This window comes from Paenibacillus sp. WG02 (assembly GCF_055396115.1).
Genome location: NZ_AP036016.1, coordinates 7,745,670 through 7,758,259, shown reverse-complemented (window position 1 = coordinate 7,758,259; position 12,590 = coordinate 7,745,670). Strand labels below are relative to the sequence as shown.

11 protein-coding genes are annotated in these 12,590 nt (G+C 43.6%); 3 read left to right on the top strand and 8 right to left on the bottom strand.

Features of this window, described 5'->3' with window-relative positions:
- Positions 1-3 precede the first annotated feature (3 nt).
- Complete coding sequence (locus ACBP55_RS34985; RefSeq protein WP_464648255.1) at positions 4-1,233, top strand: NAD(P)/FAD-dependent oxidoreductase; 1,230 nt, start codon at positions 4-6, stop codon at positions 1,231-1,233.
- Between the two features lie 366 nt (positions 1,234-1,599).
- On the opposite strand, the gene ACBP55_RS34980 is transcribed toward ACBP55_RS34985, so the two are convergent.
- Positions 1,600-3,141, bottom strand: a complete 1,542-nt coding sequence (locus tag ACBP55_RS34980; protein ID WP_464648254.1) for an MDR family MFS transporter — start codon at positions 3,139-3,141, stop codon at positions 1,600-1,602.
- Positions 3,142-3,308: 167 nt separating this feature from the next.
- Positions 3,309-4,337: an AraC family transcriptional regulator gene (locus tag ACBP55_RS34975; RefSeq protein ID WP_464648253.1), complete on the bottom strand. Its 1,029-nt coding sequence runs from the start codon at positions 4,335-4,337 to the stop codon at positions 3,309-3,311.
- 144 nt (positions 4,338-4,481) lie between these two features.
- On the opposite strand from ACBP55_RS34975, the gene ACBP55_RS34970 reads away from it, so the two are divergent.
- On the top strand, positions 4,482-5,063 hold the full coding sequence (locus ACBP55_RS34970; RefSeq protein WP_464648252.1) for an NAD(P)H-dependent oxidoreductase: 582 nt from the start codon (positions 4,482-4,484) through the stop codon (positions 5,061-5,063).
- Between the two features lie 7 nt (positions 5,064-5,070).
- On the opposite strand, the gene ACBP55_RS34965 is transcribed toward ACBP55_RS34970, so the two are convergent.
- The 3 genes from ACBP55_RS34965 to ACBP55_RS34955 are packed head-to-tail and all read right to left on the bottom strand — an operon-like array spanning position 5,071 to position 8,553.
- Positions 5,071-6,147 carry a Ger(x)C family spore germination protein gene (locus ACBP55_RS34965; RefSeq protein WP_464648251.1) on the bottom strand — a complete coding sequence of 359 codons (1,077 nt, stop codon included), beginning with the start codon at positions 6,145-6,147 and terminating at the stop codon, positions 5,071-5,073.
- Positions 6,144-7,223: a GerAB/ArcD/ProY family transporter gene (locus tag ACBP55_RS34960; protein ID WP_464648250.1), complete on the bottom strand. Its 1,080-nt coding sequence runs from the start codon at positions 7,221-7,223 to the stop codon at positions 6,144-6,146. Before ACBP55_RS34960 ends, ACBP55_RS34965 begins: the two co-directional genes overlap by 4 nt.
- Positions 7,216-8,553, bottom strand: a complete 1,338-nt coding sequence (locus tag ACBP55_RS34955) for a spore germination protein (protein WP_464648249.1) — start codon at positions 8,551-8,553, stop codon at positions 7,216-7,218. Before ACBP55_RS34955 ends, ACBP55_RS34960 begins: the two co-directional genes overlap by 8 nt.
- A 247-nt stretch (positions 8,554-8,800) precedes the next feature.
- On the opposite strand from ACBP55_RS34955, the gene ACBP55_RS34950 reads away from it, so the two are divergent.
- Positions 8,801-9,511 carry a FadR/GntR family transcriptional regulator gene (locus tag ACBP55_RS34950; protein ID WP_464648248.1) on the top strand — a complete coding sequence of 237 codons (711 nt, stop codon included), beginning with the start codon at positions 8,801-8,803 and terminating at the stop codon, positions 9,509-9,511.
- A 74-nt stretch (positions 9,512-9,585) separates the two neighbouring features.
- Here the strand turns inward: ACBP55_RS34950 and ACBP55_RS34945 are convergent, their stop codons facing one another.
- From ACBP55_RS34945 to ACBP55_RS34935, 3 genes are read right to left on the bottom strand one after another with little or no spacing between them, the layout of a single operon-like run.
- Positions 9,586-10,752 carry a trans-sulfuration enzyme family protein gene (locus ACBP55_RS34945; RefSeq protein WP_464648247.1) on the bottom strand — a complete coding sequence of 389 codons (1,167 nt, stop codon included), beginning with the start codon at positions 10,750-10,752 and terminating at the stop codon, positions 9,586-9,588.
- A 47-nt stretch (positions 10,753-10,799) separates the two neighbouring features.
- On the bottom strand, positions 10,800-11,636 hold the full coding sequence (locus ACBP55_RS34940; RefSeq protein ID WP_464648246.1) for a carbohydrate ABC transporter permease: 837 nt from the start codon (positions 11,634-11,636) through the stop codon (positions 10,800-10,802).
- Positions 11,636-12,520, bottom strand: a complete 885-nt coding sequence (locus ACBP55_RS34935) for a carbohydrate ABC transporter permease (protein ID WP_464648245.1) — start codon at positions 12,518-12,520, stop codon at positions 11,636-11,638. The genes ACBP55_RS34940 and ACBP55_RS34935 overlap by 1 nt, the downstream gene beginning before the upstream one ends.
- Positions 12,521-12,590 lie beyond the last annotated feature (70 nt).

Here is a 12,590-nt window from a genome sequence, read left to right as displayed (position 1 = left end):
TCAATGAGCAAACCGAAAGTGGTTATTCTTGGCGCAGGTTACGGTGGTCTGGTCACAGCTATTAGGCTTCAGAAGCAGATGAAAGCAAGTGAGATGGATGTTACCTTGGTGAACAAACATGATTATCACTACATCACGACGCATCTGCATATGCCGGCTGCCGGTACCGATCATCACGATAATGCCCGTGTGGCGATTGCGGATTTAATTGATGAGCATAAGATTCATTTTGTGAAATCAACGGTAAGTCAAATTTTGCCTGAGGAAAAGAAGGTTGTGCTCGGGGATAGAGACCTCTCCTACGATTATTTGGTTATTGGGCTTGGGAGTGAGACCGAGACATTCGGTATTCCTGGGATGAATGAATATGCGATGTCGATTAAGAGCATTAATAGTGTGCGCTTTATTCGCCAGCATATTGAATATATGTTTGCCAAGTCAAAAATGGAGCCAAAGAGGAAAGAGTACCTCACCTTTGTGGTTGGGGGCGCCGGCTTCACTGGAACAGAGTTTGTGGGGGAATTGGCGGATCGGATCCCTGTGTTGAGCAGGACCTATGACGTCGACCCGTCCACTGTGCAAATTATAAATATCGAAGCCTCTCCATCGGCGCTGCCTCCCGGTTTGCCTGAAGATCTTGTCGAATACGGCATGGAAGTCATGCGCCGCAAAGGTGTTCAGTATAAATTATCCACACCGATTAAGGAATGCACACCAGATGGCGTTATTCTTGGCAATGGCGAGTTCATTCGAGCAGGCACCATTGTTTGGTCGGGAGGCATTCGCGGGAATTCCTTGTTACAGCAAGCGGGATTTGATGTTCAGAGGGGGAGGGTCAAAGTGGACGAGTGCTTGCGCTCCTACCAGTATCCGGATGTATTTATTACCGGTGATTGCTCCATTGTGATGAGCCCTGAGGGGACGCCTTACCCGGCGAATGCCCAGATTGCCGTTCAGCAAGGTTACAACGTAGCGAGAAATCTTCTATGTGCCGTTCGCGGCCGCGACCTTAAGCCCTTCGCTTACGATTTCAAAGGGACCGTGGCATCCTTGGGCAGAGGAGAGGCAGTCGGTCTTCTCAAAGTGAAGAAAGTCAAAGGGAAATTCGCCGCTCTCCTGAAAAAAGTCATCGATGCTCGCTATCTATACCTCATTGGCGGCATCCCGCTCATATGGAAAAAAATGATTTTCAAACAAAAAACAACAGCCCGCAATTATCACGTGCCGAATTAATTAAGAAGCAAAAACTGGATTGAGAAGATCAGAAATTAATCTGATTTTCTCTCCAGTTTTTTGCTTTACGCCAGAAATTAAGTTTTTTTGGGGCTAGGGAGAAGTCCAAGTTTCCCTCTAATTAGTATGGTTATCTATCGATTTTGCTGAGCTGAGTGAGATTGTGGAGGCATAATCATTCGGTAAGTGACTTTGTGTTTTTGCTGTAAATTGTTTGATTGTTCGTTGGTTTGTTTATGGGCAATGGGGGGAATTAGAAAATTATTGCTTCAACATATACATCCTGGGACTAAAATGCTGTGCATTAACCATTGCACACACTTGTTCGAGGACGGCGTAAGCCGTTCATTTTGTCATATATTTCTGTCATGTATTTCTAGTCTGAGCTTCTTTGGAAGTCAGCACGTCTTTTGTACTCACAGCCTCTTCCGCATTCGTCAGCACTTCTTTTCTCATAAACAAGCAAGCTATGAAAGCTGCGATAGCGAAAATGATGCCTATAGCGAAAATGTGTTGGAACGCCTCTGTAAATACCATTTTGATCTGCAGCAGTAAGTCATCTGAGAGCCCCTGTGGGATGCCTCCGTTTAGGATTGTCTGTGCAGTTCCTTCTGGGAATTGGTCCGACAATCCGGATAAACCGCTGGCGATATTTCTGGAAAGCAGGCTGCCGAAGATACTGAACCCTAGCGTGGTACCAATAGCCTGTAACAACTGCACGGTTGCAACCCCGACTCCGCTGTGTTCCTGTGCAACGGACTCCTGCACGATCAGATTGTCTGAACCGAATAGAACGCCGATCCCAAGTCCCAAAATGAAGAACGCCGCGATAATATAGATAACTGTTGTATCAACCTGTAAGCGTGATAGAAGGACATAGCTTACGATCGGGAAAATAAAAGATACGATAAAGAGATTCTTGTAGGCGATCTTCGTTATGAGATTACCGCAAAGAATACTAGCAGGAATCGCACCCGCCATGAAAGCTAGCGTCAAGTAACCAGACGCGGTTGGTGACATTCCCATGACATTCTGTGCGAAAAAAGGGAACCCAGACATGCCTCCCATGATGCCAAGCATCGTCAAGAAAACAATGCAGGACAAAACAACGACGGATCGATTTCTGAAGAGTACAAGCGGAATAATCGGCTCCTTAACCTTCGATTCGATTCGAATAAAGAGCATGGTAAGAGCTGCGAATAGCGTCAATAAGCCAATTATAACAGGGGAAGACCACGTATAGCCTTTGATGTCGATCAAGACCGGAGCCAGAAGAAGTGAGAGCATGGCAAGAACGAGTGTGAAGGCTCCTGCCCAGTCAATGGATTTTTTCTCGGTGTTGATCGTTTCACGTAAGCCTTTGGAAACGATAAAGGCAGCGATAAGTCCTATAGGAATGTTGATCAGAAAGATCCAATGCCAGCTCACATAGCTCACGAAATACCCGCCAATCGTAGGTCCGATCAGCTGTGGCAGTATCAATAACGGCCCGACAAGGCTCTGGACCTTGGCTCGCTGCTCCAGCGGAAATGTATCGCCAATGATGATCATGGCCAAAGGCATGAGTCCACCGGCACCGATTCCTTGAACGCCTCTTCCGATTAACAGTATGGTCATCGAATCAGCGAGTCCACTAATGATGGATCCGATCATAAATAAGGCCACACAGCTTAAATAAATCTTCTTGCGGCCATAAATATCGGCAAGCTTGCCGAAGATCGGCATGAACATCGTAATCGAGAGCATGTATATCCCTGCTACCCAGCCATAAAGTGTCATGCCGTGCAGATCGCGAATAATAGTAGGCAGAGCCGTCGATACAACCGTTTGATCCAACTCTGAGAATACCAGGCCTAGCAGCAGACCGATTAGAACTAACGTCTTGTTGTTTCCTTGCTTTTTCATCATTACACCTCATCTTTAATTAAATTCCTAAACGCTTCTCTAAGTATAGATCCACGAGGTGTTTCACTCATCCGACGCAAGCTTTAAAAAGTTCTCGGTCTAGCGATGTAGTTTTTAAACACTGGATGAACGCAAAAAAGCCCTTTCGGGCTTTCTGGTTTTGGATGTTTTCATAGTTGAAGCTGTTTCAATAAATCCATCCTATACTGTCTTGGTGTTACCCCAGTCCACTTCTTAAAAGCACTTTGAAAGGCACTTGGCTCTGAGAAGTGAAGAAGGTAAGCGACCTCTCCTATTTTATATTCCGGTTTAGCCAAATAACCCACAGCAAGCTCTCTTCGAGCTCGATTCAAGATATCTTGATAGGTTGTATTTTCGTGCTTTAACCTTGCCTGAATGCTTCTAACGCTCATTTTGAAAGCCAACGATGTCTCTTTTAAACTTGGAAAAGGCATCGGCATGTCCTTCATAATCCAATTGTATAATTGGTCGGAAAAAGTTCGACCTTGCATGAGTCTGTGTCTGGTTTCCTCCGCGATAGCCTCGAAGGTCCCTAATAGCTTGGAATCCGCTAATAAAATGGGATACTCCAGAATGTCCTTGCTTATTCGAATCGCATTCGAATCCTTACCAAACTGCGGCATGATCCCTAATACCGACGTATATGCGTCAATCTCCGTGGAGAGAGTATGAGTGAAATGCACCTCTTTTAAAGAAATGTTTCGGCAGCTTAGCCTTATCATTAAGTGGTACAAAGAGCTAGCCATATCCTCTATGCAGTGCCTGGATGGTTGCTTGTAAGGATGATTATAGGACAACCCGATGATAACGTCATTCTCCTCTATTTGCCAATTGATGTTGTACCCATTGCATACGATCACATTATATTTTTGAAAAGCGGCTAAGCCTTGAGCGATTGTTTTTGAATGAAGCATCACATATCCAAGAATCCCCAGATCGGAAACCTCTATGTTTTGTCCTTGATGTAATCCGAACATGTCATCCGATGTAATGGCAGCGGCAACTTCCGTCAAGCGTTCAAAATCCTCTTCCGACAACCGAGCCTCGGGGTCTTGAAAAATGGATTCATCTATATTTGCTTTTTTGAAAAATTCGTCTTTGTTATGTCCCTTGAACACAATGGCTTTGATAATTGGATAAACAAGGGATACAGATAACCCTGAGTAGTTTGGTAACAATCCCGCGACCTCCATTCTGCACATAAGAATAAGATTTTCGCATGTTTCATCATACTTTTCTAATTCCAAATGGCTTATTCTTACTTTATCTTAACACGCACAGTGATGAAAGATGAATAAACAGAGCCACGAGGAGGCAGGATCATGCGACCAAACATAGCCATTATTAACGGACATCCTTATGCCAAGAGCTACTGCACAGCGTTATCGGAGGCCTACAAGAAGGGTGCAATTGCTAGCGGCTCGGAGGTACGCAGCATTCATATAGGCGATTTGACTTTTGAACCGAATTTGAAATACGGCTACCATCAACGGCTGGAGTTAGAAGAGGATTTGCTTGCGGCTCAAGAGACGATCCGTTGGGCGGATCACCTGGTGTTCGTCTATCCGATATGGTGGGGGACAGTCCCAGCGATCCTTAAGGGGTTCATCGATCGTGTATTTCTGCCTGGCTTCGCCTATCGGTATCGTCCAAATTCCATGTTCTGGGACAAATTGTTGAGTGGGAAGTCTGCCCGTCTCATCGTAACCATGGATACGCCTTCTTGGTACTATCGTTGGGTGTACAAACAAGCAGGGCATCATGTCATGAAGCGTGGGACCTTGCAATTCAGTGGAGTCAATCCCGTCAAGATTACAGAAATAGCTCCCGTTAAGTCTTCAACAGATAAGCAGCGTGAAAAGTGGCTGGCAGATGTTGAAAAGTTAGGTTTGAAGCGTTCGTAGAATGGGCTCACGAATCAATCGTATTAAATTTCAAATTCCCGCTATTTCTAATATTCACCTTTACATTTAATATGATCTTGAGCCGTGGATACCACGATTCTCTCCATTGTTTTAGTTGATCATGCGACAGATCATTACGGAAATATTGTCCGTAACCAAATAAATCAGACTGATTTTCCTGCAGCTTGTCAAGCATCGCTTTAGCTCTTTTATTCAACAAGTTTGTGAGTTCTTCCTTAATCTGTTCTTTACGGGGGTTACCCTTCGTCTCCAAAAGCATGCCAACGACCTTCATATCCGTTTCTACTTGCGGTGTATCGCCATCCCAATGATGACGATGCTTAAAATCCACGTCGATGATAAGAACAGTGGCATGCTCCATTACTTCTACATTGGCCCCCTGAAAATCACCTTTCATAACGTTGTATATGAGCGTATCATCCGAAGAAATCGTTCCAACCATGACGCCCCGACTCATAATGGCGGAACCATCTAACTTAAACATTGTACGCTCTCCAGATTTAATGATAGGAAGTGCATAATCTTCCGTATGTGAAAAGCCCCCTCGAAATGCTTCCCATAAATACACAATAGACGTATTGGGGGTCCAGCCAGCCAGCTTGTTGAAATAATCATAGCTCGCAGTGCCCCCCTCCGCTCCGCCTTGCTCTTTTTTGTTCAACAGTTCGATAAAATCACCTCTATACACAGAAACCAGCGATTTAGGTGCAATGTCATGAGACCTTATAGCATATTCAAGCACTTCTTTTATACCAACCTTAGCGGTTTTTTCATCAATCATAAGAAGTTTGAGATGCAGTAAATCAATACTACTTTCTACATTTCCACGTATCCGATCCAAGGCTTCACTAATGGTTGAGGCTTCCCCCGTTAATATTCGTGGTGTCGTATTTGAGGAATTAGGTTGTGGCACTCGAAGCCCCACTTTATACGTTTTGGCATCTGTTTGACTAATAGCCATCGCCACAGGTAGTATCCTTTTATTAATATCCTTATTGTCCCAACAGCCTGATAACAGGGATATGGCTAGGAGTGCTAGAACTGAACGCAATATGTATATCATCCTTGGTTAACTCGCCTCCTTTGCAGCGCGCCAATAATCCCAATTACGACCGGAAAGACAAAGATACTATAAGCTCGTAGCCCAGTATCCAGCCAAAGTAGGTGTTCGGTTTCAGACCAACCCGGAATCAGTGAACTTAGCATGTAGGCCATGATTGTAACAATTACACTCAACCATTTATTGGATAAGGGTACTACAATGTTTCGAAACATCTCAGCTATGATCCAAATTAAAACCGCACTATAGAGAACTAGAAAAGCAATCGTAGAAGTTGTGTAAAACAGCGTCATTCTCTCGAATATGGACCAGCTCATATCGATCGTATCCATCCCCGTGTGAAGAGGGAATTGGAATTGAATGACAGTCTCTTGTCCGAAAATGAGAAGGGGGATATAAACGGAAGCCAAATATAAAGGAAACAAGCCAGCCATCAAAAGTATAAATACCTTGCGGCTGCGCGCGACATTTCGAAAAAAAGGGTGAATCATACCCAAAAATAAAAACCCGGAAAAAGCAAAAAAACTGGAATAATAAGCAGGATGCTTCAAAAAATCAAAGTTCGTGTTCCAAATTGGGGATGCATTACGTATATCGAAATTTGATATGGAGCTGCTGAGTGCTGCAAAAATCCAAGGTATGAACAAAACGGAGATAATAACACTTGTTCGGAGCACAGTCTTGATGCCATACCAGGCTGCAAACAAGCCCAAGAAGATAAAACAGAGTAAGGCCACTATCGGCGTTTTTGGTAAAAATACGATGGTCATCATTTCCGAATATACCCTAGAAATTAATACTAGAGTCGCGAGAAAATATAACATAATTGGAATTAGAAGGATTCTTGATATCCAGGGCCCCAATACTTGTTTACAAATCTGAACGATCGTCATGTTAGGGAAAGATGACAGTCCTCTTAGATAGATCCACATCATGACTGCTTCAAATAGGCAGCCTATCAGGATAGCTTCCCAATGGCCTTTGCTTGTCGATTCAAATATTTTCTCAGGATATAAGAAAAATATCAGCCCGAAATGTAAAATGATGAATGTCAGATAGACGGATATTTTATTAACCATCCTGGGGACCTTCCTTTACATTTACATTGATGTAAGCGACCCCAAATGTCGAGATAGAGGCCATATAGATGGACAGCCAAATGAGTCCGCCAATCGTACCGAGAACACCAAAAATAGCACTAAACACAATCAAAACATATTTAGATAATCGAATAAATAGCCCATTTTGTACCCCGTTTAATGTAAAATTCGCTAAAGCCGAAGCTGCTAAAACAATAATGAATAGATTACTAACCAATTTGGCGCTTACAACGGCTTGCCCAAGAATAATTCCACCCACTGTCGTTATCGAAGGACCGATACTCTTGGGAAGACGAACACTGGCTTCAATCAGCATCTCAAGAATAATTAACATAAATATGACTTCCAAAAAGGCCGGATAGGGTACCCCTTCACGACTCTGGGCAACAGACAAGGCTAGCTGAATTCTCAATACCTCTGGATTCACAGAGACCAATGATACATATATAGCAGGTAGGACTAAAGCGATAAACAAGCCGATAATCCGAAGCATCCGAAGGGTAATCATTGTGGCCTTGGGAAAGTTGCGATCGGATTTAACGCACCAGAGATCAGTAATGATAACTGGCAAAATAAAAGCGAACGGAAGTCCTTCGATAAACAGGATAACACGACCGTTTTTCAAATGGTCTGCTGCTTCTGCCGGTCGCTCAGAAGTTAGACAAGGGGAAATAAGACTGAAATTCCCCTCTCCCAATACCTTGATGATTTCTTGCAAATGATTAAATTCCTTTGCTTTATTTGCCTCAAGCTTCTTCATTAAGGAGGAAAGCAGCCTATGATTAACAGAGTCGGATAAATAAGCTAAGGTGGTGAGTTTTGGCTGTTTTGTTCCCATCAATAAAGTATTCATGGTTAGCGTAGGGGATCTTAGCTCATTGCGGATCAGCGCCATATTCGTGTCCAAATCCTCGTTAAATGCTCCGTAGGAAGACTCAACCACATTCTCATTTTGTGGAACATCTATCGCTCTCTTAATCATGGTTGGTACGGGCTTGATCACAAAATTTCTTATAGGGTTATCGAGTAAGTAAATAACTAAGTTACCTTCCAATAAGCTGTTCATCTGCTTGTCATAAGTAGCGTTAAATTGGCCATTCAATAGGCTTATTTGTTGTTGCCAATCACTGATTGGACTGGAATCCATCCAAGAAAATAATTGGTTCGTATGCGCTAAATTAACAAAGGGACGAAAATAACAAAAGACAACTTGCTGACCCAAAAGTTGCTTTCGTTGCATCACAAAATCACTATTTGATTCAAATTGACGTTTAATTTTGTCCATATCCGTTGTTTCTGTCAGATTCATGTTATATCACCTGAGGTTAGGTTTCCTTGCGAGACGGAAATTTATTCCTTGTATCATGACTGGGAAAAAGCCTGCCTTAGTAGCTCCGATTTTACATTAGGGATGATTGAACACTGAGAATCCAACCGGATTTTTGCTAGGCTAAGTGAGATTATGGTAATGTTTAGTTTTTCTTGAAATAACTCTTCATCCTACATGTATGCTATAATATAGTCATATAGTAGTACGTGAATGAGGAGGCCCTTCGGTGCGTAAAATCAAAAAACCACAGCTGCACGAAATCGTTGCACAAGAAATTATTGATTATATTCGGAATTCTGGTTTGCAAAAAGGGGACAAACTGCCCCACATCGAAGAAATCGTTCAAATGTTAGGCGTAAGCCGCACCTCGATTCGAGAGGCGCTGCGCTCGCTGGAAGCGATGGATTTTGTCAAAATCCAAAATGGTAAAGGCATTTATGTCGAAGATCCCTCTTCCTACCGATTTTCGATGAAAATTGATATAGAAGATGAAAAAACATTCATGATCCAAGCCTGTCAAGTTCGCAGGGCATTAGAAGGACTTGCTGTAGAACTTGCTACCGAGCATGCATCAGAAGAGCAAATCAGGCTCATGCATCAATTCTTGGATGAAATTCGCAATCACGAGGAAGTCATTGAAATTACGACTGTCGCAGATAGGAACTTCCACAAGACCATTTATGAAGCATCCGGAAACTTGGTGCTGCAAGGCATTATTTTATCGTTATCTTCTTTCTTTGAGAAGTTCTGGGCGCAGGCTCCACTTGGACAAGAGCGGCTTTTCGAAGATACCTTCCCTTTCCATCCTACCATTGCCCAAGCCATCGCCGACCGCGACAAAGTAAAAGCGATATCAACCTTTCATCAATTGATGGATGCTATCGAACTGGCTATTTTCAATGTCCCTGTTCAAGGAGAGCGCAAAGTATCTCGTTGATCAAATAAGTATATACAAAAAAGGGGCCTCCCTCAGTCATCTTTCATGACCATGGGACGGCTCCTTACTATTTTCTATATGACGCTCTGATGTTCAGCTCCAATCGAAGCAAACGCCTGCTTCAAATCATTGATGAGATCGACCGGCTCCTCAAGGCCTACATACAATCGAACGATTACCCGATTATCGGGCTGATTGGGCATGTACACTAAGCTCTCGAAGCCACCCCAGCTTATACCCTTGCGGAAGTACTGCAGTTGATTCGCCCAGTACCGCATGCGTTCCATCGGTATATGGGTTTCGAAGGAAAAGAGACTTCCACTACCCGACATTTGCGAACAATAAAGCTCATGCTGGGGATGGCTTTTCAAACCGGGATGGTTCATTTTTATGATAAAAGATTGGTTTTCCAAGTAATGGGCAACCTTAAATCCATTCTCTTGTAGTTTATGCATCCTGAGTGGCAATGTACGCAAACCTCTCATAAACAAGGAGGCGCTTTGCGGATGAAGGATACCGCCGAACAGCTGGAATTCCTCTCGGAACAGTTGATCTATATGTTGTTTTGCGCCAATCACGACCCCTCCGATCAAGTCGCTATGACCGGAAATATACTTAGTCATCGAGTGTACGACCATATCAATGCCATTAGACAGCGGACTTTGGAAGCATGGGCTAGCCCATGAACCGTCAATAATGGTTTTTGCTCCAATTTTTTTTGCAAGCGCTGCGATTTGCTCTAAATCCTGAAGTTCAAATAAAATGCTCGTCGGACTCTCCAAATAAATTAAGCGGGTGTTCGGACGTACGGCACCCAGAACTTGCATCATATCCTTACCATCAACAAAGGTAGTCTCAACTTGAAATTTCACCAGATATTCTTTCATAAGTCTTCTGGCTGGACCGTAGCAGCCATCCACGCACACGATATGGTCACCCGCTTGTACGGTTGACAAGATGGCAGCCGAAATCGCTGCCATACCTGAGGCAAAGCATCTCGCTTCCTCTCCGCCTTCCAGCTCTGCCAAACGCTCTTCCAATAGACGAACCGTCGGATTGTTGCCGCGAGTGTAAATCATACTACTCACTTCAAAGGCAAGCGCCTCTTCCAATTCTTCATGCGTTTCAAACGTGAACAAACTGTTCTGATAAATCGGATGCGTGACCGCACCGTAATGTCGCTCATCATGCACGTCATGCGTGACGATGGTCTTCTTGCTGTATGTCTGAATCTCTGGCATACTTTCCTCCACCTTCTCCTAAATGCTTCTATGATTCTATGTACGAATTAGCCTTTTTCGGCGCCTTGTGTTAATCCTTCAACAATGAATCGCTGACAAAACGCGAAAATAATAATCGTAGGAATAACAGATAGCACCGCTCCCGCAGACATGGGGCCCCAATCAATATTAAACTTCGTAATGAAGCCGTTCATAGCAACCGGAATCGTCTTGGCCGATTCTTTATCGATAAACATGATCGACATGAAGAGTTCATTCCAATTTTGTACAAAAGCAAAAATAAAAGTCGCTGCAACACCCGGCAGCATGACCGGCATAATAATACGGAACAACGCTGACAACCGCGTGCATCCATCAATCACAGCCGCTTCTTCCAAACTGGCAGGAATGCGTTGGAAAAAGCCGCGGAGCATAATCGTGCAGAATGGTATGAGTCCGGCTGTGTACAAAATAATGAGTGAATACAACTGATTCAGCAGGCCGAATTTCGACATCATGAGATACAACGGGGCGAACCCGACAAAAGCCGGTATCATCTGTGTCATGAAAAAGGCGAACATAATTTGAGGGCCACCCTTAAATTTATGACGAGCCAATACATAAGCACTGAGCGTCGTAATAAGAAGCACTGTGAATGCAGAAGCGAGAGAAACGATCAAACTATTAAAGATATAAATATGAAAATTGGAGATTTTGAAGATATTTATATAGTTTTCGAATGATATCGTTGACGGCCAATATTGCAGGGGCAGCTTAAAAATTTCTTTGGACGGCTTGAGTGAAGTGATGAAAATCCAGTAGAGCGGAAATAACATGACGATCAGCACAATGCCCAGAAACAACACTTTTCCAGGGAGACGTAACCATTTCATGATGGGATTCATCAGAAATCAGCTCCTTTCTCGGACTTGGTCGCCATCAAGTAAAACACGGTATACATGGCTAATAGAATAACCATAATGACCCCTGCCGCAGCAGCTTGACCGTAGTCGCCTCCGAACATAATTTTATCCATCATGAAAGTGGCCAAAATATGTGAAGAGCCCGCAGGTCCTCCATTGGTCATCGCATATATAATATCCGGGAAATTGAAAATCCAGATCACCCGCAGCAAAGTAGTAGCGATGATCGTCGGCATAATGTAAGGGATAGTCACGTACCAGAACTTCTGTGAACTGTTCGCCCCATCGATACCAGCGGATTCATAGAGATCAGCAGGGATCGACTGAAGCGCAGCAAGCAGCATGATAGCAAAGAACGCTACGCCGTACCAGACGTTAGCTGCAATCACAGAAGGCAACGCCCACTTAGGATCGGATAAAAAACCAATCCTTTCGGTAATGAGGCCCATCTTTAAAAGCAGATCGTTAATAACACCGATTTGGCCGTTTAACAGCCATCTCCAGATGATGCCGATCAGGAATCCAGACATAGCCCATGAGTAGAAGATTAGTCCTTGGTAGACACCTCTGCCTTTGAACGGTTTCTTCAAGACCAATGCCAAAATGAACCCTAAAGTAAACTGTAAGAAAAGAGAGATAAACACCCAAAAGAAGCTGTTGGACAGAGCTTTCAGAAAAGCAGGCTGGCCAAATATGAGAGTGAAATTGTCAAACCCAATAAAATGAATATCCGTTAAATCGAATAGTGTATATTTCTGGAACGCCATCCCAACACCCCGAAAGAAAGGGTAAAACGTAAATACAGAAACGACCAGTAGGGAAGGTTGCAAGCAGTAAAATATGAACTTGTTTACATTATCTTTCATCTTTGTCCTCCTCCCGTAAGTATCCAAAGAAAGGAGGGGTCCCTTTGATCCAGACCCCTCCAAAGCACCT